This is a genomic window from Sinomonas sp., from assembly GCF_051955515.1.
GTDB lineage: Bacteria > Actinomycetota > Actinomycetes > Actinomycetales > Micrococcaceae > Sinomonas.
This window is the reverse complement of the sequence record NZ_JBQCGQ010000281.1, coordinates 1-22,570: the sequence shown is the minus strand read 5'-3', so window position 1 is coordinate 22,570 and position 22,570 is coordinate 1. Positions and strand designations below refer to the sequence as shown.

The 22,570-nt window shown below is 68.7% G+C and carries 27 protein-coding genes and 1 riboswitch; of the genes, 9 read left to right on the top strand and 18 right to left on the bottom strand.

What is annotated here, in order from left to right; genetic code table 11:
• Positions 1-17 precede the first annotated feature (17 nt).
• Positions 18-1,403, bottom strand: a complete 1,386-nt coding sequence (locus ACTHL9_RS16475; protein ID WP_440520363.1) for a glycine--tRNA ligase — start codon at positions 1,401-1,403, stop codon at positions 18-20.
• 102 nt (positions 1,404-1,505) lie between these two features.
• Between ACTHL9_RS16475 and ACTHL9_RS16470 the strand changes: the two genes are divergently transcribed.
• Positions 1,506-1,721, top strand: a complete 216-nt coding sequence (locus ACTHL9_RS16470; RefSeq protein ID WP_440520362.1) for an RNA-binding S4 domain-containing protein — start codon at positions 1,506-1,508, stop codon at positions 1,719-1,721.
• Here ACTHL9_RS16470 and ACTHL9_RS16465 read toward each other — a convergent pair.
• On the bottom strand, positions 1,718-2,422 hold the full coding sequence (locus ACTHL9_RS16465; RefSeq protein WP_440520361.1) for an alpha/beta hydrolase: 705 nt from the start codon (positions 2,420-2,422) through the stop codon (positions 1,718-1,720). The two genes, ACTHL9_RS16470 and ACTHL9_RS16465, sit on opposite strands and share 4 nt — an antisense overlap.
• A gap of 112 nt (positions 2,423-2,534) precedes the next feature.
• On the opposite strand from ACTHL9_RS16465, the gene ACTHL9_RS16460 reads away from it, so the two are divergent.
• The gene (locus tag ACTHL9_RS16460; protein ID WP_440520360.1) at positions 2,535-3,419 is read left to right on the top strand and encodes an SGNH/GDSL hydrolase family protein; all 885 of its coding nucleotides are present in this window, start codon (positions 2,535-2,537) and stop codon (positions 3,417-3,419) included.
• An 8-nt stretch (positions 3,420-3,427) separates the two neighbouring features.
• Positions 3,428-3,895, top strand: coding sequence for a hypothetical protein (locus tag ACTHL9_RS16455; protein WP_440520359.1), 468 nt, complete (start codon positions 3,428-3,430; stop codon positions 3,893-3,895).
• Here ACTHL9_RS16455 and ACTHL9_RS16450 read toward each other — a convergent pair.
• From ACTHL9_RS16450 to ACTHL9_RS16410, 9 genes are all read right to left on the bottom strand, one after another.
• A complete protein-coding gene (locus ACTHL9_RS16450) occupies positions 3,882-4,133 on the bottom strand; it encodes a ferredoxin (protein WP_440520358.1) in 252 nt (83 codons plus the stop codon). The genes ACTHL9_RS16455 and ACTHL9_RS16450 overlap by 14 nt on opposite strands.
• Complete coding sequence (locus ACTHL9_RS16445; protein WP_440520357.1) at positions 4,130-5,374, bottom strand: NADH-ubiquinone oxidoreductase-F iron-sulfur binding region domain-containing protein; 1,245 nt, start codon at positions 5,372-5,374, stop codon at positions 4,130-4,132. Before ACTHL9_RS16445 ends, ACTHL9_RS16450 begins: the two co-directional genes overlap by 4 nt.
• On the bottom strand, positions 5,371-5,967 hold the full coding sequence (locus tag ACTHL9_RS16440; protein ID WP_440520356.1) for a ferric reductase-like transmembrane domain-containing protein: 597 nt from the start codon (positions 5,965-5,967) through the stop codon (positions 5,371-5,373). Before ACTHL9_RS16440 ends, ACTHL9_RS16445 begins: the two co-directional genes overlap by 4 nt.
• Complete coding sequence (locus tag ACTHL9_RS16435; protein WP_440520355.1) at positions 5,964-6,848, bottom strand: FAD:protein FMN transferase; 885 nt, start codon at positions 6,846-6,848, stop codon at positions 5,964-5,966. The genes ACTHL9_RS16440 and ACTHL9_RS16435 overlap by 4 nt, the downstream gene beginning before the upstream one ends.
• Before the next feature lies 1 nt (position 6,849).
• Positions 6,850-7,113, bottom strand: a complete 264-nt coding sequence (locus ACTHL9_RS16430; protein WP_440520354.1) for a hypothetical protein — start codon at positions 7,111-7,113, stop codon at positions 6,850-6,852.
• Between the two features lie 110 nt (positions 7,114-7,223).
• Entirely contained in the window at positions 7,224-8,381 is a 1,158-nt protein-coding gene (gene metX, locus ACTHL9_RS16425) for a homoserine O-acetyltransferase MetX (RefSeq protein WP_440520353.1), read from the bottom strand.
• Complete coding sequence (locus ACTHL9_RS16420) at positions 8,378-9,757, bottom strand: bifunctional o-acetylhomoserine/o-acetylserine sulfhydrylase (protein ID WP_440520352.1); 1,380 nt, start codon at positions 9,755-9,757, stop codon at positions 8,378-8,380. Before ACTHL9_RS16420 ends, metX begins: the two co-directional genes overlap by 4 nt.
• A 13-nt stretch (positions 9,758-9,770) precedes the next feature.
• Positions 9,771-9,883: riboswitch (SAM riboswitch) on the bottom strand.
• A gap of 65 nt (positions 9,884-9,948) precedes the next feature.
• Positions 9,949-11,169 carry a type II toxin-antitoxin system HipA family toxin gene (locus ACTHL9_RS16415; RefSeq protein ID WP_440520351.1) on the bottom strand — a complete coding sequence of 407 codons (1,221 nt, stop codon included), beginning with the start codon at positions 11,167-11,169 and terminating at the stop codon, positions 9,949-9,951.
• Positions 11,166-11,402: a type II toxin-antitoxin system Y4mF family antitoxin gene (locus ACTHL9_RS16410; RefSeq protein WP_440520350.1), complete on the bottom strand. Its 237-nt coding sequence runs from the start codon at positions 11,400-11,402 to the stop codon at positions 11,166-11,168. Before ACTHL9_RS16410 ends, ACTHL9_RS16415 begins: the two co-directional genes overlap by 4 nt.
• Before the next feature lie 161 nt (positions 11,403-11,563).
• Between ACTHL9_RS16410 and ACTHL9_RS16405 the strand changes: the two genes are divergently transcribed.
• The 5 genes from ACTHL9_RS16405 to ACTHL9_RS16385 all read left to right on the top strand — a co-directional run bounded on the left by ACTHL9_RS16405 (position 11,564) and on the right by ACTHL9_RS16385 (position 15,392).
• Positions 11,564-12,301, top strand: a complete 738-nt coding sequence (locus ACTHL9_RS16405) for a phosphatase PAP2 family protein (protein ID WP_440520349.1) — start codon at positions 11,564-11,566, stop codon at positions 12,299-12,301.
• A gap of 154 nt (positions 12,302-12,455) precedes the next feature.
• Entirely contained in the window at positions 12,456-12,974 is a 519-nt protein-coding gene (locus ACTHL9_RS16400; RefSeq protein ID WP_440520348.1) for a DedA family protein, read from the top strand.
• Between the two features lie 17 nt (positions 12,975-12,991).
• Positions 12,992-13,678 (top strand): response regulator transcription factor, encoded by a 687-nt coding sequence (locus tag ACTHL9_RS16395; protein ID WP_440520347.1) that lies wholly within the window; start codon positions 12,992-12,994, stop codon positions 13,676-13,678.
• Positions 13,675-14,706, top strand: a complete 1,032-nt coding sequence (locus ACTHL9_RS16390) for a sensor histidine kinase (protein ID WP_440520346.1) — start codon at positions 13,675-13,677, stop codon at positions 14,704-14,706. Before ACTHL9_RS16395 ends, ACTHL9_RS16390 begins: the two co-directional genes overlap by 4 nt.
• A gap of 47 nt (positions 14,707-14,753) precedes the next feature.
• Complete coding sequence (locus ACTHL9_RS16385; RefSeq protein WP_440520345.1) at positions 14,754-15,392, top strand: VOC family protein; 639 nt, start codon at positions 14,754-14,756, stop codon at positions 15,390-15,392.
• Between the two features lie 102 nt (positions 15,393-15,494).
• On the opposite strand, the gene ACTHL9_RS16380 is transcribed toward ACTHL9_RS16385, so the two are convergent.
• From ACTHL9_RS16380 to tdh, 5 genes are read right to left on the bottom strand one after another with little or no spacing between them, the layout of a single operon-like run.
• Entirely contained in the window at positions 15,495-16,280 is a 786-nt protein-coding gene (locus ACTHL9_RS16380) for a CPBP family intramembrane glutamic endopeptidase (protein WP_440520344.1), read from the bottom strand.
• 25 nt (positions 16,281-16,305) lie between these two features.
• Complete coding sequence (gene hutI / locus ACTHL9_RS16375; protein ID WP_440520343.1) at positions 16,306-17,541, bottom strand: imidazolonepropionase; 1,236 nt, start codon at positions 17,539-17,541, stop codon at positions 16,306-16,308.
• Positions 17,542-17,552: 11 nt separating this feature from the next.
• Positions 17,553-18,677: an NAD(P)/FAD-dependent oxidoreductase gene (locus tag ACTHL9_RS16370; RefSeq protein ID WP_440520342.1), complete on the bottom strand. Its 1,125-nt coding sequence runs from the start codon at positions 18,675-18,677 to the stop codon at positions 17,553-17,555.
• Positions 18,678-18,686: 9 nt separating this feature from the next.
• Positions 18,687-19,916 (bottom strand): glycine C-acetyltransferase, encoded by a 1,230-nt coding sequence (locus tag ACTHL9_RS16365; protein WP_440520341.1) that lies wholly within the window; start codon positions 19,914-19,916, stop codon positions 18,687-18,689.
• A 36-nt stretch (positions 19,917-19,952) separates the two neighbouring features.
• A complete protein-coding gene (tdh, locus tag ACTHL9_RS16360; RefSeq protein ID WP_440520340.1) occupies positions 19,953-20,999 on the bottom strand; it encodes an L-threonine 3-dehydrogenase in 1,047 nt (348 codons plus the stop codon).
• A gap of 222 nt (positions 21,000-21,221) precedes the next feature.
• Between tdh and ACTHL9_RS16355 the strand changes: the two genes are divergently transcribed.
• A complete protein-coding gene (locus ACTHL9_RS16355; RefSeq protein ID WP_440520339.1) occupies positions 21,222-21,470 on the top strand; it encodes a hypothetical protein in 249 nt (82 codons plus the stop codon).
• Between the two features lie 116 nt (positions 21,471-21,586).
• On the opposite strand, the gene ACTHL9_RS16350 is transcribed toward ACTHL9_RS16355, so the two are convergent.
• Both ACTHL9_RS16350 and ACTHL9_RS16345 read right to left on the bottom strand, forming a co-directional pair.
• The gene (locus tag ACTHL9_RS16350; protein ID WP_440520338.1) at positions 21,587-22,219 is read right to left on the bottom strand and encodes a hypothetical protein; all 633 of its coding nucleotides are present in this window, start codon (positions 22,217-22,219) and stop codon (positions 21,587-21,589) included.
• A gap of 88 nt (positions 22,220-22,307) precedes the next feature.
• Positions 22,308-22,570: VOC family protein (locus ACTHL9_RS16345; protein WP_440520337.1), on the bottom strand; the 263-nt coding region annotated here is incomplete at its 5' end.

Sequence of the window (22,570 nt, the reverse complement as noted above, 5' to 3'; positions counted from 1 at the left end):
CCGCTGTCCTCTCCGGATCAGTTCTTGGAGAGGCGCTCGAAGAGGTAGCCCTGGACCTTGTCGAGCGAGACCCGCTCCTGCGTCATCGTGTCCCGCTCGCGGATGGTCACAGCGTGGTCCTCGAGGGTGTCGAAGTCGACGGTGATGCAGAACGGGGTGCCGATCTCGTCCTGACGACGGTAGCGGCGGCCGATGGCCCCCGCGTCGTCGAACTCGATGTTCCAGTGTTTGCGCAGCTCGGCGCCGAGATCGCGCGCCTTGGGAGACAGCGCCTCGTTGCGGCTGAGGGGAAGCACCGCGGCCTTGACCGGCGCAAGGCGGGGGTCCAGGCGCAGGACGGTGCGCTTGTCGACGCCGCCCTTCGTGTTCGGCGCCTCGTCCTCGGAGTAGGCGTCCACCAGGAAGGCCATCATCGACCGCGTGAGGCCGAAGGACGGCTCGATCACGTACGGGACGTAGCGCTCATTGGTCGTCTGGTCGAAGTAGCTGAGCTCGTGGCCCGAGGCCTTCGAGTGGCTGCTGAGGTCGAAGTCCGTGCGGTTGGCGACGCCCATGAGCTCGCCCCACTCGTTCCCCTGGAAGCCAAAACGGTACTCGAGATCGATCGTGCCGGCCGAGTAATGGGCCCGCTCGTCCTCCGGGACGTCGAACTTGCGCATGTTGTCCGGATTGATCCCAAGGTCCACGAACCAGTTCCAGCACTCGTCGACCCAGTGCTTGAACCACTCATCGGCCTCGGCCGGGGCCGTGAAGAACTCGATCTCCATCTGCTCGAACTCACGGGTGCGGAAGATGAAGTTGCCCGGCGTGATCTCGTTGCGGAAGGCCTTGCCGATCTGGCCGATGCCGAACGGGGGCTTCTTGCGGGACGTGGTGACCACGTTGTTGAAGTTCACGAAGATTCCCTGCGCCGTCTCGGGACGCATGTAGTGGAGCCCCTCGGCGTTGTCCACCGGCCCGAGGAACGTCTTCATGAGGCCGGAGAACATCTGGGGCTCGGTCCACTTGCCCGTGACGCCGCAGTCGGGGCACGTGATGGACTCCATGCCGTTCTCGGGCTCGCGGCCCTTCTTCGCCTCATACGCCTCGACGAGGTGATCCTGACGGTGGCGCTTGTGGCAGTTGAGGCACTCCACGAGCGGGTCGGTGAACGTCGCGACGTGACCGGACGCTTCCCACACCTGCTTGGGCAGGATGACCGAGGAGTCGAGGCCCACCATGTCCTCACGCGAGCGGACGAAGGTCTGCCACCACTGCTCCTTGATGTTCTCCTTCAGCTCGACGCCGAGGGGCCCGTAGTCCCACGCCGAACGGGAGCCTCCGTAGATCTCACCCGCCTGGAAGACGAATCCGCGGCGCTTTGCCAGGGAGACGATCGCGTCCAGTTGGGATTTGGGTGCCAAGACATGTCCTCCATAGTGATCAGGGCCGCTGGGTGCGGTCCGGTGATGTCCAGAGTCAAGCGTACCGGCGCACCAGCGGTCCCGGCGCATAGAGTGAACGGCATGCACGACGTCGAAATCCGCGAAGGCACCATCAGGCTCGGACAGCTCCTCAAACTCGCCTCGCTCGTGGAGGACGGGGTCGAGGCCACGGAGCTCATCCGCAACGGCCTGGTCAAGGTCAATGGCGACATCGAGGAGCGGCGCGGGCGGCAGTTGACGGCAGGCGACGTGGTCGAGGTCAATGGCGAGCGCGTCCGCCTGATTGCGCGCGGCTAGCGCTGGGCGGGCGCGAGCACCTTGAGATTGAGGAACTCGGCGACGTGCGCCATCTCAGGGACGCTGATGCTGTGGCGGATCCCCTCGTATGCGATCTTCGTGAGGTCCACATGGCCTCGCACCCAGTCCAGCGTGTAGGCGACCTTGTCCGGGGTGATGACCGGATCCGCCTGATCGCGGCCCCAGAACATGGGCACGGTCCCGTCGAGTTCGGCGTCGTGGAAGTAACGCGTCCCGACGCCGGTCGGGTCTCCCGCCGCGGGATCGATCGCGAAGCCTGAAAGGCCCACGACGGCCGCGAAATCCCGCGGGCGCCGACGCAGGAGGGTGGTGGCCATCGCCATTCCCATGGAGAAGCCGAGCAGGGTCACGGACGAATGCTGTCCCTTGATCCCGTCGAGCCACTCCAGCACGTACTCGCTCGCCGCCTTGACCTGGGCAAAGTCGAAATCCTCCGAGGCCATGAGCGGGAACCACTGGTACGCCCCGGGCGCGAGAGTCTGGGGAGCGCGAAGCGAGACAACAGTGAACTCCTCGGGCAGCATGGGCACGAGCCCCATGAGGTCGGCTTCGTTCGCGCCATAGCCGTGCAGGAGAACCATGAGGGGCGTGCCCGAGCGCTCGCCCTCGGGCCGGCTCCACAGGCCCTGGGGCTCGGGGTAGTTCTCGGGATAGCGTGGGGTGGTCTGCGCCTCAGTCATGCACTCCATTGTGGCACATACTTGAAGCATCAACTATCACGTGAAGGCTCTTCGGGCACAGGAACGCCACGATTGGCGTTAACGTCCGATAGAGAGACTCAGGAGCAGTGAGATGACCCAAACGAGCCAACGGGACACGGAACTCGCCGAAGGGGCGGCGCGTCACCCCTGGCATCGCTACGTCGCCCTCGGGGACTCCTTCACGGAAGGGATCGGAGACCCAGACCCCGATTCGCCCGGGGGACATCGCGGCTGGGCGGACCGGCTGGCCGAGGAGCTCTCCCGCACGCAGGACGACTTCGCCTACGCGAACCTGGCCATTCGCGGCAGGCTCCTGCAGCAGATCGTCGACGAACAGCTCGAGCCTGCTCTGGCCCTCGCCCCAGACCTCGTCTCCATCTCCGCCGGCGGCAACGACCTGCTGAGGCCTGGAAGCGATCCGGACGCCCTGGCCGTCAAGCTGGACACCGCCGTCGGGCAGCTTGCCGACTCGGGGGCCACGGTGCTGCTCTTCAACGGCCCCGACATCGGCTCAACCCCAGTCCTCGCGGCCATCCGCGGGAAGGTCGCGATCTACAACGAGAACCTCCGCACCGTCGCCGCCCGGCACGACGCGATCATCGCCGACATGTGGAGCCTCCGGCAGCTCTCCGATCCCCGGATGTGGGCGAGCGACCGGCTGCACTTCTCCCCCTTGGGCCACCACACCATCGCGATCATGGCGCTCGAGGCCCTCAACGTGGCGCACGACCTCTCCCCGATGGAACCGGCGGCCGCGCCCGGCCGTTCGTGGCGCACCGCCCGCGCCGAAGACCTCGTGTGGGCGCGGGAGTACTTCGTGCCCTGGGTCATTCGCCGAATCCGCCACAAGTCGAGCGGGGACGGCCTGTCCGCAAAGCGTCCGACGGCGGAGCCCGTGTTCGGCGCGGGCGTCCCCTTGGGCTCGGGAGACGCCGTGGCGGCGTCCGATGCCGAGCTTCGGCAAGGGCTTGAGTAGGAGGCGTCATGAGCTGGTTCTTCTTCGTGGTCATCTTCGCGTGGGTGGTGCCGATCATCCTGCGCCGGATGAGCCAGGATTCGCGCCGGCGGACCCCGCCGCGCGACCGCGGCTACAACCGGTACGGCGGCTACCCAGGCAACCCCTATCCCCGTGGGTTCCCTCCCCCGCCGCCACCGAGGGAGCAGACGGGCCAGAACCAGGGCCAGCAGATACCTCCGCCTGCGGGCGGTGGATGGTGGCAGCAGCCCATTCCACCCGGGACGTTCCCGGGCCAGCAGGAGCCTGTCCCGCAGAAGCGCGCCGGTCAAGCGGAACCCCAGGCGGCGCCGTCGCCCGTTCCTCCTCCGGTTCCCACGAGCGAACCGCAGGGCTACCGCGCGCGCAAGCTCGCAGAACTCGATCAGCAGTTCACGGACCAGAAGATCTCGCTCGAAGAGTACATGAAGGCCCGGAATGAGGTCATGCGCGGCTGACGCGCCGCAGCATGAGCGCTTGGACCGGGCAGAGCTCGACGGCGTCCTGCGCGGCCTCCGCGAGGCCTTCCGGCACGCGGACGTCACGGCTGCCGTGGACGCTCGATGCGCTCCGGGACATGGGGTAGCCCCAGTCGTCGCGGACCAACAGCTCGGGCAGGAGCTCGGTGCACAGGCCGCGTCCGTCGCACTGCGCGAAGTCGATGTGGAGCTCGAGCTGCGTTCTGGTCTTCGTCACCCCAGGCCTCCTCGATAGCCCGTCCCGGGTTCGTGCGGAGCTCGCTTGGCCGTGCAGGCGCCGGACAGGTGGGCTTGGACCTCGTGCCGGAAGATCCGCAGCGAGCTCCGCACGAACCCGGCTGTCCCGTCTGGATGGTGGCAGGCCCCCCGGCCCGTCACCACTCCGGCAAGCCGCTCAGCCTCGGCAGCGAGCCACGGCGTCCGCTCGCCTCCGGCGATGCGCTCCAGAATACCGGCCATGGCAGGAAGGCCGAACATGCAGGGCCCGCATTGTCGGGCCGAGGATTGCGCGAGGTAGCGCGCGACCGCAGCTGCGACCTCGAGACCGCAGCGCCCGCGTCCCAAGGCCATGAGCACCCCTGCTCCGGGCTTTGCTCCGAACTGCGCGAGCGCGCGGGCCGTCAGCGGCAGGTCGAAGCCATCAACCGGGACCCAGGCCCCGAAGAAGCCGCCGACGAGCACCGCGTCGATCCCGTGGGGATCGGCGCCGCCCGCGATGAGCAGGTCCCGGATCGTCGTGCCGCCGGCCGCCTCGAACACGGACTCGGCGGGAACGTCGCCCGCGAGGCTGAAGAGGCGGGTGCCGGGATCGTCCTTTGCGCCGGCGCTGCGGAACCACGGGGCGCCGTAGCGGGCCACGAGAGCGAGCTGGGAGAGGGTCTCGACGTTGTGGAGGAGGGTGGGGCGCCCGTGGTAGCCCGATACGCTGAGCGGCAGCGGCTTGTCGCGCGGCACGGCAACCCCGGTTTCGAGGGCGTTGACGACGGCGGATGCCTCGCCTGAGATGAAGGCCTCGTCAGCCTCGACCAGCCGCACCCTCGAAGCGTCGCGGCGTTCGCCGAGTGCCGTGGCGACGCTTGGCAGCGATTCCGCCGTCGTATACACGAAGACTTCCGAGGCCGCGGTCGCCTCGGCCACGGTGAGCAGTCCGTCGAGGACGAGGTGCGGGGCATGCCTGAGCAATGCTGCGTCCTTCCGGCTGAGGGGCTCGCCCTCGGCTCCGTTGGCGATGAGGACGGGGTAGGTGCCGCGGAGGGCAGCAAGTTTGCGGTAGGCGGGGAAGCCCGCGCCGCCTCGCCCCGTCAGACCAGACGCTTCCAGTTCGGCGAGGAGCGGCTCGCGGTGCCACCCGGTCGGCCGTGGGCCGAAGGTCTCCTCGTGCGCCTCGAGGCTAGGGGTGGCCGCGGCGAAGAGCCGTCCTGTCCCGAGCCTCGGCGGGTCCACGGTCATCTCCGTCATCGCTCCCCCCTCAGCCGCGGATCTCCGACGCGGCCGCTCCCAGCGTGACGTGCTCGCGCGGCCGCGGTCTCCGCGAAGCCCGCGCTCGCGCGCCAGGCGATCGCGGAGACAACGGTTCCCGCACAGGTCCACGCGAAGAGCTGGAACCACAGGTCCCCGGCGTTGGTGCCCGATCCGAGCGCATGGGCGAACGCGAGCGGCCACATCGCATAGGCGGCCCAGTGGATGGCGCGGAAGACTCGGTCGCCGATGCGTCGGCGCAGGAGCCCCGTCACCACAAGCGCGATCACCAGATCGAGCGCAACCGTTCCGAGCCCGACCCAGAAGGGATTCCAGCCGGCGATGAATGGAACGAGGGCGTCAGGGGGCGAGAGCTTTGCGTGCGGATCCAGCATGAGCGTTCCGACATGGAGCACCAGGAAGGTGAGCGCGATGAGCGACGTGCTGCGGTGCAGGAGTGCGACCGAGAACCGCGGGAGTGCCCCGAGGGGTCGGCCCGAACGGCTCACCACTCCCAGAACGACCACGAGGGTGAACAACAGGAGCGACACGATGCCGCTCGCACGCCCGAAGGCCCACATGATCTCGTTCATGGCTGCAGCTCCTTGGCAGGCCACCCGCTGAGCTCCAGGACCCGTCCGTCCTCGCGGACAAGCCGCGCCGGGTAGCCGAGATTGCGCAGCCAGGGAATCGCGCGCTCTCCACGGACGACGGCGGCCGTGCTCGCCACATTCGCGCTCACGCAGTCCGGCGCGGCGACGGAGACGCTGCGCCAAACCGGGGCGGCGGGGAGCGAGGTGCGAGGGTCGAGGATGTGATGTCGTTCGAACGAGCCCGAGCGCCAGCGGCGCTTCTGAGTGCTCGACGTCGCCATCGCCCATCCGCCCGAGAGCTGCACCTGGGTCGACGGGTCGTGGGGAAGATCCTGCACGAAGACTTCCCAAGGGTCAGGCCCAGCGGTCGCGAGGTCGCCGCCCAGAGAGACGAGGACCGACGTTGCGAAGCGCTCCTGGACCTCTCGCGCGGCCTGATCGGCTGCAGCGGCCTTCGCTGTGGCGCCGAGGTCCAAGGCGACGCCCGCGGGAATCGTCAGCACGCCGTCGTCGTCCACGCGCACTCCGCGCCAGCTCTCCGCCGGCAGGACGCGCTCGCTCACGGGGAGCGCGCTCCCGACCGCGGGTCCGTAGCCGAGTTCGGCGAGCTCGGCTCCAAGGGTAGGAACGACGTCGCCTTCACTGCGCTCCGCTGCCGCGAGCGCGGTCCGGACGAGCGCGGCCAAGAGCGGACTGGCCTTCCCGCCGCCGCGGCGCTGGAGCGCGTTGAGCTCCGAGTCGGGGCGGAAGCGGCTGCACGCCTCGTCAACGCTGCGGAGGAACGACTGGACGTGACCGAGGGCCGGTTCTACCGCCGCTTCGGCGGAGACCGCTAGGCGGCAGGAGCAGGTGAAGGCCTCGAAATCGACGGCTACTGCCATCTCATGAGCCCGAAGAATGGCCGAACGCGCCTCCGCCTCGGGACGACTGGAGACCCTGGTGCGACGGCTGATACTGCTGGGTGCCGCTGGAGTCGGACGAGGTGCTCCCGCCGGAGCTGCCCGAGGTGTCCGACACGTTCTGGATGGCCGACGGCGCGTAGACCGCTGCGGCGATGGCGGCGGCCCCCAGGACACTGGAGGCCCCGATCGCCACAGCGGCCACGCGCGCCCGACGACGCCCTGTCTCACGAATGTTCTGGCTCATCTCGGCCTCCTCTCTGGTGTACTACCCAGAATGGACCCTTCGCTTGTGCCTTCAAGGAGCGGAACCTGTGGAATCGCTGTGTGCGGGGCACAAGCGGTGCCGAGCCAGGGTCAGAGCGTGAAAACCTTCCGCCTCAGCTCCGGGCCGAGTTGGCCGATCTCGGTGAGGAAGCCGTCGTGCCCGATCTTCGCGTCAATGGTGTGGACAGGCACCTCTCCCGGCAGCGCGCGCGCGAGCTCTTCGCTCTGATCGGGGAAGTAGAGCCGGTCCGAGTTCACGGCCGCGAGGAAGAACTCTGCCTTGGCGGAAGCCAGCGCGCGCTGCACCCCGCCGCGCCCCCGGCCCACATCGTGGCTCATCAGCGCCTCCGTGAGGATCACGTAGCTGTTCGCGTCGAAGCGCTGCACGAGCTTGTCCGCCTGATGGTCCAGATAGCTCTCGACCTGATACCTGCCGCGGGACGCCGCCCCGGCCGGAGCCTCGAGCGGATTCTCGGCGCCTTGGCCCCGCCGGCCGAAGCGGAAGCTGAACTCCGGTTCGGACCGGTAGCTGATGTGGGCGATGCGGCGGGCCAGGCCCAGCCCCGCCACGGGGGCTGGCCCGCCGTAGTAGTCGCCGTCGCGGAAATGCGGGTCCTGACGGATGGCCAGCAGCTGGGCCTGGGCGAGCGCGATCTGCTCCGCCGTGCTGTACGCCCCGATGGCGACCACGACGCAGTGCCGCACCCGATCCGGGTAGGTCGCGCCCCACTCGAGGGCGCGCGCGCCGCCCATGGAACCGCCCAGGACGGCGTGCCACCGACGGATCCCCAGCCGATCCGCCAGACGCGCCTCGGCCCGCACGGAGTCGCGGATCGTCACGAAGGGGAAGCGGGAGCCCCAGGCACGGCCGTCCGGATCAGACGAGCTGGGCCCGGTGCTGCCGTAGCAGCCGCCGAGCATGTTCGCCGCGACCACGAAGAACCGGTTCGTGTCCACCGGCTTCCCGGGGCCCACGAGCGCGTCCCACCAGCCCGGCTCCAGCCCGTGCCCCTGCGCCACGTGGGTGTCGCCCGTGAGAGCGTGCTGGATGAGCACGGCGTTGGACGCGTCGGCGTTGAGGCTTCCCCAGGTCTCGTAGGCGAGCTCTACCTCAGGGAGGGCCCCGCCTGCCTCAAGCTGGAGGGCGCCGATCTGGACGGCACGGACGACGCCGTCGCGGTGGACGGGAGTGTCAGTGCCCGGGGCTGCGGGAACCGCAGTTGCTGCGAGCGGATCAGCCACTGTCATGCGACGGGCTCGGGGACGGCAGCTTCGGCGCTCGCAGTGCCGGAGGCTGCCACGGCTGCGAAGCCGGCCTCGAGGTCGGCGAGGATGTCGTCGACGTTCTCGATCCCGACGGCCAGGCGGACGAGCCCGGGCGTGACGCCAGCCGCCCGCTGCTGCTCCTCGGAGAGCTGGGCGTGCGTGGTGGACGCCGGGTGGATCACGAGCGAGCGGACGTCACCGATGTTGGCCACGTGGGAATGCAGAGTCAGGGCGTCGACGAACCGCTTGCCGGCGTCGGCCGGGGACAGGCCAGCTGACCCCGCGAGCTCGAACGAGACAATGGCACCCGTTCCCCGCGGCGCGTACTTCTGGCCCAGGGCGTACCACTGGCTCGACGGGAGGCCGGCGTATGCGACGGTTTCCACGTCCTCCCGCGCTTCGAGCCACTGCGCGACCTTGAGGGCGTTCTCCACGTGCCGCTCGACCCGGAGGCTCAGCGTCTCGAGGCCTTGGGCGATGAGGAAGGCGTTGAACGGGGAGACTGCGGACCCGAGGTCGCGCAGGAGCTGGACGCGCGCCTTGAGGACGTAGGCAAGGTTCGCGCCGAGGATCCCGTTGACGCCGAGATCGCGGGCGAACACGAGCCCGTTGTAAGTCTCGTCCGGCGTGTTGAAGCCAGGGAACCTGGAGGGATCCTGCGCGTAGTCGAAGGTGCCGCCGTCCACGATGACCCCTGCGATCGCAGCGCCGTGCCCGCCGAGGTACTTGGTCGCGGAGTGCACCACCACATCTGCCCCGTGCTCGAGCGGGCGCAGGAGGTAGGGAGTCGCCACGGTGTTGTCCACGATGAACGGGACCCCGGCCTCGTGGGCGATCGCCGCGACGGCCTCGAGATCCAAGATGTTCTGGCGCGGGTTGGAGATCGACTCCGCGAAGAACGCCTTCGTGGTGGGCCGCACCGCCGCCTTCCACTCCTCGAGGTTGTCCGGGTCGACCACGAACGTGGTCTCGATGCCGAACTTCTTGAGCGTGTGCTTGAGCAGGTTGTACGTTCCGCCGTAGAGGCTCGCGCTGGCCACGATGTGGTCGCCGGCCTCCGCCACGGTGAGGATCGAATACGTCGTGGCCGCTTGGCCCGAGGCGAGCAGGAGGGCCGCGGCGCCGCCTTCGAGGCTCGCGATGCGCTGCTCGACGGCATCCTGAGTGGGATTGCCGATGCGCGTGTAGATGGGCGCAAGCTCCGCGAGGGCGAAGCGGTTGGCCGCGCTCTCAGCGCTCGGGAAGACGAACGAGGTGGTCTGGTAGATCGGCAGGGCCCGCGCTCCGGTCTCGGAATCGGGGGTCTGACCAACGTGGATCTGGCGGGTCTCGAACGACCACTGGGGGTTGCCGGACATAGCAATCTCCTTTGCGCTGCACTTGACCGGCGACTCTCGCCGGACCAGGTCCTCACCCGGGGCACCCCGCCGCAGCGGGAGGGTTGCCGGCCAGCAAACCGGGGTTTGACGCTGGCGCTCATGACCTGATGCGAGTGTAAGAGGCCGAAGTTTGACGCCGACAAGTGTGTGACCGTCTGTGAAGAACGGGCTCAGCCCTCGAAGAGCCGGCGGCGGTGCTTGAGCTCCTTGACCCACGCGCGGGTGACTGCAGCGGAAAAAGGCGAGGCGCCGCCGTCGTCCGCTTCGAGCGCCGCCACGAGCGGACCCGCGGCTTTGAGCGCGAGGTCGACGACGGCGGTCGCGGCGCGTGGCGGAAGGCCCAGCTCGGCGGCCCAGGCCAGGAAGTGCCGGCGTGAGATCCCAGTCCGCTTGCCGCCAAGCGGGAGTGCCAAGGATCTGTCGCCGTATGGGACGGTGGACGGGATGTCGTAGACGGGCGCGACGCTCCACTCCCCCGGGGCCGTGAGGCCCTGCACCACCGAGACGTTCTTCGCGTGCAGGTCGCCGTTGCCCACAAGCCACGCGAACGCGCCTTGGAGCGCGAGGTTCCGCAGCGCAGGCAGTCTCGCGGCGCAGTGCGCGGCCAGCGCGTGGCACAGCTCCTCGTAGCTGACGTTGTACTTGTCCGCGGGGTAGAGCCCCAGAAGCTGGGAGCCGTCCTCGACCGCGAGCCGGCCGGTGCCGCCGTTCGGCTTGACTGGGCGGTCGAAGCGTTCCACGAGGAGGCCGGGGCGCCCTGCGACGTCCCGCACGAGCTCGACCCTGCTGAGCGGCAGTCTCAGCCTGGCGGCGTAGCGGTAGATGAGGAACTCGTTCTCGACCACGTGAGGGAACTCGGGCGCGTTGAGCTTGAGGATGTACCGGCGCTCGTCCTGGACCGCGGGGAGGGAGATCATGCCCGCGCTGACCTTGTCCTGGACGCCCGGAAGCGCCTTCGGGTCCACGAGCGCCGGATCGTCCACGAGGGCCGCGAAATCCGGGGGGCGCCGGGCGTCGAACTCGACGGCGTGCTCGGCGTCCCTCGCCTCGGCCTCAAGCGGCTCGGCATGCGGCACGATCTGGACGTCCCCCACCGGATCCGCCCCTGCCGCCATAAGGAGGCCCAACTCGTCGTCGGCGCTCGTCTTGACGGCGCGACGCAGCGACGCGAGCCGTCGGCCCTCGGGCAGGAGCCCCGTGAAGAACGGCGGGACGGCTCCCGCTGGCGTGTCGATGGGGCGAGGGCTGAGCGGGAGGGTCACAGCAACTGCTTCGCCGCGGGCGGAGAGATAGGCGGGGAGATAGGAGAATCGCGTCCCTCCCTCGATGCGCTCGAGCCGCGCCGCGAGGACGCCGCCCTTGTACACGTCGGCGAACCGATGCCGGGTCATGGCATGGCCTTGTGGCTCATCTTCTGGCTCGGCACCGCGTCGAGGGCCAGCCCGAGAGCATCGAGGACCGCGGCCAGCGCATCGAGCCTGACGCTGGGCTTGCTCTGCTCGACGAAGCGCACGAAACGCTCGGAGACACCCGCGAGATCGGCGACGTCCTGCTGGGTCAGCTCGAGCGCGCGACGGCGGTCGCGGACTGCCGCCGCGATCCTCGCCATGGTGTCGCCCACCACTTCGCCTCCTACCGGAACGATCGTGCCGGTGACGCTCCTTCAGCCCCTCGTGAAGTGAGGCGGGTCACAAGCGATCTCGGAAATCGGAACGATCATACCGTTCCAGCGGCCTCTCAGCGGTTCTTAGAACCGTCTTAGATCCGGCAGGGCAGGATAGATGCATGACCTCTTCGGACTTCGCCGCGCGCAGCGCACCTCCCGCGCGGCCTCCGCGCAGCCGTTTGGCCACTCTGCCCACCCTCCGTCACTGGATCATCACCCCGGTGGCGATGAGCGTCGTCGTCCTGGTCCTCGGATTCGTCGCCTCGACCTCGGCCATCACCGGCAGCGAGCTGGCCATCAACCAGACAATGAGCACCCAGCACGTCGGGTGGCTCAACACCATCTCACTTGCGGTCGAGAAGATCCTTGGACCCTCGGGCGCGATCGTCATCCTGCTCGTGCTCATCGCAATCCTGTGGTTCGTCCGCCGGACCCCCATCGACGCGCTGGCCGTCGCCTCGATCAGCGCCTTCGGGTGGATCTACAGCCTCATCTTCAAGTACGCCGTGCATCGTCACCGCCCGGATCCGACATTGCTGGCCAACCCGCTCTCCCCCGATATGGACCCCAACAGCTTCCCGAGCGGACACGTCTGCTTCGCGGTCTCCCTGACGATCGCGCTCTATTTCCTGTTCCGCGAAAAGCGCTGGGGCATCTGGGTCCTCGTCGTCGGCATGATCGTCTCGGGCCTCGTGGCGGTCTCGCGCGTGTACGTGGGCGTTCACTACCCGATCGACGTCATCGCCTCCTTCCCCGCCTCGATCGCCGGAATCATCCTCTGGTGCGGCCTCTGGAACCGCTTCGCGCCACCGATCCTCGCCCGCGTGCCCTTCGTGACGCGCCTCGAGTACCGCTGACCGGAAGGACCACCATGCTCGACCCCACCTCACTTCTCGTCGACGCCGGACCTTGGGTCCTCGGCGTCGTGGGACTCATCGTCTTCATCGAATCTGGGCTCCTGTTCCCGTCCTTCCCGGCGACTCTCTGCTGTTCACGGTCGGCCTCCTGCACGTGCAGCTCGGCCTGTCCCTGCCGGTCCTTATCCTTGTGGTGATGGTGGCCGCCATTGCCGGCGACCAGGCAGGCTACATGATCGGCAAGGCGGTCGGACGGAAGTGGTTCCGGGAGGACGCACGGATCCTCAAGCTGAGCCATCTGGAGAGCGCGGAGGGGTTCTTCACCCGCTACGGCGGCCGCGCCCTGGTCCTCGCCCGCTTCGTGCCGATCGTGCGCACCTACACCCCGCTGGTCGCGGGCGCAGCGCGGTACCCGTACCGGAAGTTCCTCGCCTGGAACGTGCTCGGCGCTGTCTCGTGGGCGGTCTCGGTCACGCTCTTGGGCGTGTGGCTGGGACACGTCGAGTTCATCGCGAAGAACATCGACGTGCTGTCGGTGGTGATCGTCCTCGCCTCGGTGGTGCCCATCGGCATCGAGATGCTGCGGCAGCGCGGCAAGGCCAAGGAGACGCAGGCAACTTCCCCCAATGCCTCTGCCAAGGCCGAGCCGGAGCTGGAGCCGGCCGCGGACTGACGTGCAGACTGGCCATCGTGACTCCCCGGCCTATTGTGACCCCCCGGCCCCGCGTGCTTCTCGTCGAAGACGACCGTCAACTCGGCCCCCTCGTCGCCGAGCTCCTCGGCACGGACTTCGATGTGACGCTTGCCCCTGACGGCCGCGAAGGGCTGCGGCTCGCTATGGAACGAGCGTGGGAGGCGATGGTTGTGGATCGCGGCCTTCCCCACGTGGACGGGGTGGAGCTCGTCAAGGCCCTCCGGGCCAGGGGCATCGCCACCCCCGTGCTCATGCTCACGGCCCTCGGCACCGTTCCGGACAAAGTCGAAGGCCTCGACTCCGGGGCGGACGACTATCTGGTCAAGCCCTTCGATGCCGACGAGCTCGCGGCCCGCCTCCGTGCCATGACGCGGACCTACGAGACGCCCCGGACCGTCCCGCTGCGGATCGGCTCGTGGGAACTCGACCCGGCTGCGCGAATGCTCTCGTCTCCGTACGGCCATCGCGTGGAGCTCTCGGCCACGGAGGCAGCGCTCCTGACCGCGCTCGCCCGCGAACCTGACCGCGTCCATTCGCGCACCGAACTGCTCGACGTCGCGTTCGAGGCCGGCGACACTCCCGGCGCAGTCGACACGTATGTCCACTACCTGCGGAAGAAGACGGATCGCTCAGTGATCAGGACCGTTCACGGACTCGGCTATCAACTCGGGACCCTCGAATGAAACTCCCGCTCGGAAACCGCCTCGTGAGGCCGCCGAAGAACTCAGACGAGGCAGCCGTCCGCCGCGCCGCATTCCGCGTAGGGCTGCAGATCGCGGGAGCGGTCGCCGTCGTCGTCATCCTCCTGCTCGGGGCAGCCGGCGTGTTCCTCTGGGTGAAGACCCAGCCGGCCGAAGTGCTCGCGCACCTCAACCGGGCCGAGCCGCAGGTGGTTCTCGACGCGGTCGACGTCCTGGGCGTCCTCGTGGTCGGCGGGATTGCCGGGATCGTCCTGGGCGGAGTGGTCGGACTGTTGAGCGCCCGGCGGGCGGTGCGACCGCTCGGCGAGGCCCTCGCCCTCCAGCGGAGGTTCGTCCAAGATGCCAGTCACGAGCTCCGCACGCCGCTCGCAGTCCTTGACACCCGTATCCAGCTCGCCCAGAAGCGCTTGGCCTCCGACGGCGAGGCTGCAGCGATCCTTGCCGAGCTTCGCAGCGATTCCGCCGCTCTGGCCACGGTGATCGAGGATCTGCTGCGCGGAATCGCCGGATCGGGACCCGATGCCGCCGCGTCGCCCACAGACCTCGCCGGGCTCGCCCAGGACGTCGTGGACGATCTGGCCGTCCTCGCGCGAGAGCGGGCGATCGCCCTTACGGCGGACGTCCCCGCCGAGCCGATCCTGGTCGGGGTCGCCCCGGCAGCGCTCCGGCGCGTCGTCGTCGCCCTGACCGACAACGCCATCAAGTACACCCCCGCAGGCGGCCGCATCTCGGTTGGAGTCGGCGCGCGCTCGGCTGGGGGTCGCGGAACCGCCGTCCTCACCGTGACCGACACGGGGCACGGCATCGCCGGACCGGCCCCGGAGCGGGTGTTCGAACGCTATTCGCGGGGTAGCGCGGCTCCTCGATTGGACGCTCGGAGGAGCTACGGCATCGGGCTGGCCCTCGTCCGGGAGATCGCCGTCCGCAACGGCGGAACCGTCCGCATCGTGGAGACGGGGGCGAGCGGAACAACGATGGAAGTGACGCTCCCGCTTGCCTCCGCCAAGTAAGGCAAGCCTAAGCTGAGAGGCCAGTCACAAAGTGCCAAGATGACTGCATGCGTATGGACCATGTTTCTTATGCCTGCGAGCCCGACGGCCTGGCGGCCACAACGGAGAGGATCGCCAGCGCGCTCGGAGTCGAGGCGGTCAAGGGCGGGGTCCACCCTCGGTTCGGCACCCGCAATATGATCATCCCGCTCACCGGGCACCACTACCTCGAGGTCGTCGAAGTCCTCGACCACCCGGCGTCGGACAAGGCCCCCTTCGGCCAGGCCGTTCGCGCCCGGTCTGCGTCCGGTGGCGGATGGATGGGCTGGTGCGTCGAGGTGGACGACCTCGTTCCGTTCGAAGAGCGCCTCGGCCGCAAGGCCGTTCCCGGCAATCGAAAGTTCCCCGACGGGCGCGAGCTCGTGTGGAAGCAGATCGGCATCCTCGGTCTCATCGCCGATCCGCAGGTGCCATACATGCTCAAGTGGGAGGGCGATCCGGGCCTGCACCCGTCGAACGCCTACCCCGGGACTGTCTCCGTCACGAAGCTCACGATCGCCGGTTCTGCCGAGCGCGTGACCGAGTGGCTCGGCGAGCCGGTCGAGAAGCCGCTCGAGGACGTCGAGGTCGAGTGGGTCTCGCCGAAGGGCACGCCCGGCATCATGTCGGTCACGTTCGACACGGGAAGCGGTTTCGTCACGATCTGATCTGGCCACGCGTTGCGTGAGATCTGGCCACGGGTCACATGAGATCTGGCCACGGGTCCTAAGGGACGCGTGGCCAGATCTCTTTCGTTGCGTGGCCACTTTTCACCCAAGGCCGATCGCCTTCCCCACAAGACTGAAGCCCACGAACGCGACGACGTCCAAGAGCGCGTGCGCGATCACGAGCGGCATGACCCGACCCCAGCGACGGTAGACCCAGCAGAAGATCAAGCCCATGATCGCGTTCCCCACGAACGGGCCGATTCCCTGGTACAGGTGATAGCTGCCCCTCAGGATCGCGCTCGTGGCAACTGCCGCCGTCGTGCTCCACCCCAGGCGCCGCAGCCAGCCGAGGAGGAAGCCGACGACGATCGTCTCCTCGAGCAGCGCGTGCCGGATGGCCGAGAGGATGAGCACTGGCACGGTCCACCAATACTGGTCGAGGCCGCTGGGAATGATCGAGGTCGTGATGCCGAGCGTGCGGCCAAGCCAGTACAGGCCCAGGGAGGGAATGCCGATCGCGAGGAACAGGCCGACGCCGAGGAGCCCATCCCGGCCCGGCCTGCGCAGATCAAGGCCGAGACGCCGGAACGGACGCGTCCACGATCCCCTTCCAACCGCCTCCCACACGAAATACAGCGCGAGGGCCACTGGCACGAGCGAGAACACGATGTCCAGCAGCTGATAGACCAGATCGAAGTACTCCCGCTGGCTGAGCGAGCGGTTGAGGGTCGATGTTCCCTGTGAGAGCGGGGCTTGGGTCGCCTTGTCGAGCAGCTGCACCACCGAGTACACCGCCGACTGGCCGAGGGACAGGCCCAGGACGATGAGGAGCTGCGCTCGCCAGCGCGTGCGGGAGCCGGAACGGACGACGGCGGGTGCATCGGGCATGCATCAATCCTGCCCTAATCCAGCACTAGCGCAGCCTCTCCCCCACCCTCCACACCGCGTGGGTGAGCGGCATCCCCGGGCGATACGCGAGGTGGGTGGCCGAGGGCGCGTCGAGGAGCTGGAGGTCGGCGCGGTGCCCGACGGCGATCGAGCCCACCGCCCTCTGCCCGTCGTCGTCGCGTCCGACGTGCCTGCGCAGGGCAAGGGCGCCGCCGAACGTGGCCGCGCGCACGGCCTCTTGGACACTCAGCCCCATCTGCAGCACGGCCGCGGTGACGCAGAACGCGATCGAGCTCGTGTAGCTCGTGCCCGGGTTGCAGTTCGAGGCAATCGCGAGCTGGACCCCGGCGCCCAGGAGCCGGCGCGCGGGGGCGAGCGGAGCCCGCGTCGAGAGGTCGCACGCGGGAAGGACCGTCGCCACCGTTCCCGCCCCGTCCAAGGACGAGGAGCCACCCCACCCGGCCCAGGTCTCGGCGAGTGCATCGACGTCGGCGTCGTCGAGGAAGTTCACGTGGTCCACGCTCGCCGCTCCCACCTCGGCCGCGAGGCGCACGCCCGCGCCAGGGCCAAGCTGGTTCCCGTGCACGCGGAGCCCGAGGCCTGCGTCACGGCATGCACGCAGCACCCGGCGCGACTGGTCCTCGGTGAACGCTCCGCGCTCGCAGAACACGTCGGCCCATCGCACGAACGGCCGCACGGCCTCGAGCATCTCCCCGCAGACGAGTTCCGTGTACTCCTCGGGGTCCGCGCCCGCCGGCACAAGGTGGGCCCCCAGATACGTCACTTCGTCCACGGCTTCCGCCGCGAGTTCGGCGCTGCGGCGCTCGTTCGCAACGTCGAGCCCATAGCCCGTCTTCGTCTCCAGATACGTGGTCCCGCCCGCGACCGCCTCGGCCACCCGCGAGGCGAGCAGGCTCCTGAGCTCGCGGTCGGACGCGGCGCGGGTCGCCGTCGTCGTCACCCCGATGCCGCCCGCGGCATAAGCCTGCCCGGCCATCCTGGCCTCGAACTCCTCGGTCCGATCGCCGGCGAACACGAGGTGGCTGTGGGAGTCGACCCAACCGGGCAGCGCAGCGCGGCCCTCGGCGTCGTAGCGCTCGTCTGCGGCAGGAGCGGACGACGACGGACCCACCCAGGCAATCCGCTCGCCGTCGAGCACGACGGCGGCATCACGGAGGACGCTCGCGGCAATCGCCTCGTCGCTCCCGTCCCCCCAATCCTGGGTGGAGAGCTCGCCGATGTTGTCGATGAGGAGGGTCATGAACCCATCCTCTAGCGGCGCACCGACAGCCGATGCGGATCCAGCGCGCGCTCCGTCTCGGATACCGGATGCGCCCCGCTCCTGAGCGCATCGGCGCCCGCCAGCAGCTGTCCGGCGGCGTCCTCGGCGAGCGCGAACGACGTCTGGAAGCCGTAGCCGCCCTGCCCCGCGAGCCAGAAGAACCCCGGGGCCTCTGGATCGAAGCCGAGGACCGGGAGTCCGTCCGCGGGCGAGGTCCGAAGGCCCGTCCAGGCGCGGACGATTCCTGTGACCGGGAGGTCGGCGACCGCTCGGATGAGCTCGAGGGTGCGCTCGATGTGGCCGGGACGGGGGATCGCGTCCTCGGCTCGGCTCGGTTCGCTCTCGGAGGGCGAGACAAGGGCGCCGGCCGCGTCCGGCCGGAAGTACCAGGTGTCGTCCGCTGCGGCCACCATGGGCGTGTCCGGGCTCAGGGGTTCGGCGAGGGAGACAAGTGCCGCGGTCCGGCGGAACGGCTGGAGGCCCAGCCGTTCGACCCCGAACAGGATCGCGACGTCGTCCGCCCACGCCCCGGCAGCGTTGACCACGTTTCTCGCATGGAAGCCCTCCGCCCCCGCGCCCACGAGCCAGCCCTCTCCGACGCGCTGGGCCGTGTGGACGGGGCTGCCCACGTGGATCCTCACGCCCGCCGCCCGAGCCCTCGCCTCGAGATGAGCCAGAAGGGCCGGAGCGTCGGTGCGCCAGGAATCGTGGTCGAGCGCCGCCGCCTCGAAGGCCCCCTCCCTCAGGACAGGGGCAACCTTCCGGGCCTCCTCGGGCGAGAGCGCATCCATCCCGGCGTGCGCCTCCGCCGCGACCTCGGCCCTGGTGCCCACGAGCATGAAGCGGCTGGGCCACGCGAGCCGCCGTCCGTCGTCGTCCGCCGCGTCGGCGAGCCGGGTGAGGGTCCGGCGAGTGAGCTCTCGCACCGGAGCGGGCCCATAGCTCGGGATGAGCTGCTGGGCCGAGCGCGCAGACGTGTGGTAGGCGAGGCTGGGCTCCGCCTCGACCAGGGCGACCCTGCAGGCGCCGGCAAGCTCGGCGGCCAAGGAAAGCCCGGCAATGCCGCCGCCGACAATGAGGACATCAACGTCGTTGGTGCTGTCCATGGTGACCATGGGCCCACCCTACCTGTGAGCGTCGGAGGAGCCGACGGCGTCGCGGGCCGCGGCGAAGGCAGTCACCGCTGTCTCGATGTCCTCGGGAGTGTGCGCCGCGGAGAGCTGGACCCGGATGCGCGCCTTGCCCTTGGGCACGACGGGATACGAGAACGCCGTGACGTACACGCCGTGGGCGAGCATCTCTGCGGCGATACGGCCGGCGAGGACCGCATCGCCGAACATCACCGGGACGATCGCATGCTCCCCGGGGAGGAGTTCGAAGCCCTCCTCGGCCATCCGACGGCGGAACTGCGCCGCGTTCTCGAAGAGCCGCGCGCGCAGCTCGCCCGATTCGGCCACGAGGTCCAGCGCGCGCAGGGTGGCCGCGACGATCATCGGCGCCACCGAGTTCGAGAACAGGTACGGGCGGGCCTTCTGGCGCAGGGTCGCGACCATCTCGGCCCGGCCCGAGACATACCCGCCCGAGGCACCGCCGAGGGCCTTGCCGAATGTGCCCGTGTAGATGTCCACCCGGTCGGAGACCCCGGCGTGCTCGGGAGTGCCCGCGCCGGTGGCCCCCATGAACCCGACCGCGTGCGAATCGTCCACCATGACCATCGCCCCATACCGCTCGGCCAGATCGCAGATCTCCCGCAGGGGCGCGAGATAGCCGTCCATCGAGAAGACGCCGTCTGTGACAATGAGCGTCCGCCGCGCGCCCACGCCGTCGTTCATCGACGCGGCCTCCCTCAGGCGCGCCTCCAGCTCGCCCATGTCCCGGTTCGCGTACCGGAGCCGGGCCGCCTTGCACAGGCGGATCCCGTCGATGATCGACGCGTGGTTGAGGGCGTCGGAGATGACCGCGTCCTCCGGTCCGAGGATCGCCTCGAACACGCCGCCGTTGGCGTCGAAGCAGCTCGAGAACAAGATGGTGTCCTCGGTGCCGAGGAACTCCGAGACCCGCCGCTCCAAGGCCAGGTGCGCGTCCTGAGTTCCGCAGATGAACCGGACCGAGGCCATCCCGAAGCCGCGCTCGTCGAGGGCCTTCTTGGCCGCCTCGATCAGCTCCGGGTGGTCCGCCAGGCCAAGGTAGTTGTTCGCGCAGAAGTTCAGCACTTCCCCCGCCGGAGCCCCCAGCGGCCCCGCTTGGATGTGGGCGGCCTGCGGCGAATCGATGTGGCGCTCCTCCTTGAACGTCCCCGCCTGGCGGATCTCGGCAAGCTCACCGGCGAGCTGCTCCCTGACTCCTGCGAACATGTTCTCCCTTTCCTCGGCGTCCTTGCGCTTCGCGGCTCAGACGCCCGACCAGTCCAGCACCACCTTGCCGCCGCTTCCAGAGCGGGCGACGGCGAACCCCTCCTCCCAGCGATCGGCTGGCAGAACGTCGGTGACCACAGCGGCGACGTTCCGGTGGAGGGTTGGGTTCGAGGACAGCATCGCGCTCATCGCGTACCAGGTCTCGAACATCTCGCGCCCGTAGATGCCCTTGAGCGTGAGCATGTGGGTGACGACCTTGCCCCAGTCGATCTGCGCGGCCTCGGCGGGCAGCCCCAGCAGCGCAATCCGACCACCGTGGTTCATGTTCTCGATCATCCCCTGCAGCGCCGAAGGTCGCCCGGACATCTCGAAGCCCACGTCGAAGCCCTCCACCAGGCCGAGCTCGCGCTGGGCCTCTGCGACGGTCATTGCCGAGACGTCGACCGCGAGGTCCGCCCCCATCTGCCGAGCCAGCTCGAGCCGGCGCGGGGAAACATCGGTGATGGCGATCTTCCGCGCTCCCGCGTGACGGGCCACCGAGATCGCCATCAGCCCGATCGGACCCGCGCCCGTGATGAGCACGTCCTCGCCCACGAGCGGGAAGCTCAGCGCTGTGTGGGTCGCGTTGCCGAACGGGTCGAAGATCGCCCCGAGTTCCGGGGTGACGGAGGCATCGTGGTGGACCCAGACGTTCGTCTCCGGGATCACCACGTACTCCGCGAACGCGCCGTCGCGCTGCACACCCACGCTCTGGACGTGGATGCACATCTGCCGCCGCCCGGCCCGGCAGTTCCGGCAGATGCCGCACACAATGTGCCCCTCGCCGGACACGCGATCCCCCGGCCGCACGTCCCGCACCTCATCCCCGACCTCCACGACCTCCCCGTAGAACTCGTGGCCCGGAATCAGAGGGACAGTGATCATTGCCTGGGCTGTAGCGTCCCAAGACTGGATGTGCAGATCCGTTCCGCAGATCCCGGTCGCGAGAACACGGATCTTCACATCGGCCGGACCGGGTTTCGGCTCCGGCAACTCGACCAGCTCGAACCCCGGGTGGGGGCCAGACTTGTACAGGGCTTTCATGAGGACATTCAATATGCCCCTGTTCGTGGGCACAATTGCACCTCGAGTGGATGTTGCCGGGGCTGCCGACCCTACCCTGTGCGAATGTTCTCCTCATTCCGACTCTCCGTGGGCCTCCTCGAAGACGCGGAACGCGCCCAATCCACCCCGAAGAATCGGCTGTAATGGCCCCAGAGCCTCTCGGCCGCCATCGCCTTCGAACGTGTCAGATTCTTGGTGACGATGGGATGGAGCCTGTCGCCCAGCGCTCTCACATGGGTCCTCGCTGCGGCGACGCTCTTCATTGGATTGGCAGCATTCATCTCGGGATACCTTGTTCTCACTCTTCTCATTGCTGTCGGCGCGGAGCAGTTCAATCTCTCCACTGGCACCGCCAAGAAGCTCTGGTACCTCATCAACACCATCGGCGACTACGATCTCGCTGTGCTCGACGAGCCTTCAACGGAGTGGATGCGGATAGCATCGGGGTGATCGCCAACGAACTGAGAAAGTTCGCCGGGCGGGGCACTGCCGTGCTGATCGCGCACGCACTCACGAATGACGTCGTACCAGATCGAGCGATCGATGTGCGGGAGCTGGCCGGCCGCCTATGACGTGCTCGACGGGCTGGGGGAAACCTTCGAGGGGCTTGGAGACGGCGTACCCGATTGGCCCTTCTGCCGGTGTTGGCCGGGGTTCTGGCGCACCTGCTTGTTCACGAACGGGCCCTTCTTCACCTGATCGGCCACGTAGTCGCTGCCGTTCTGGACCGCGCGCACCATGATGGTGTCGCCCTTGGAGACGTCGCCTGACTTGATGGCTGCGCCCTTCGGCTGGCCCTGTCCCACGAACTTCGTCGACCCGTTGAGCGTGTAGGTCCGCGTGAAGCCGTCGTCGCTCTTGACGGTCAGCTTGGTGTCGCTGACGTCGGTCACGGTGCCGCGCTGGACGAACACCGTCTCGATCGAGCCGTCCGGCTTCTTGACGGTCATCTGCCCGTGCAGCGTCTCGGCGCCTGCCTGCCCGGCTCCCGGCTTGCCCATGTGCTTGCCCGGCTGGGCGCTTGCGCTGGCCGAGGGCGACGGTGTCGGGCTACCGCTCTGGTCCGCAGCCCACACCGCCGCGCTCCCCGCGCCCGCGAGACCGAGGACGACGGCGCCGATCACCACGGCGCGACGCGTCCTTGGCGGTTGGGGAGCGTTGGGCGGGGTCGGCGGAACGGGGGGATACATGTTGCTCATGACTTCATCATCCCCCGACACACCGCTCTCAATTCCGATCCACAGACAGTCGGAGGGAGATTCACAGCGGGACCAAAGCTGGATTGGATCAGTTCTCGAAGAGGCAGAAGGGATGGCCCGCCGGGTCGAAGAAGACGATGACGTCGTCCTGAGGCTGGAAGTCGGCTCTCCGCGCTCCGCACTCCTTGGCGTGAGCCGCAGCCTGCTCGAGATTCTCGACCTTGAGGTCAAGGTGCATCATCATCTGCTGCCTCCCCGGCTGCTCGGGCCAGGCGGGAGCCTCGAAGTTGTCCTCGATCTGGAAGGAGAGCTTTGGGCCGCCGGCGGGGTTGAGGACGGTGCACCACTCCC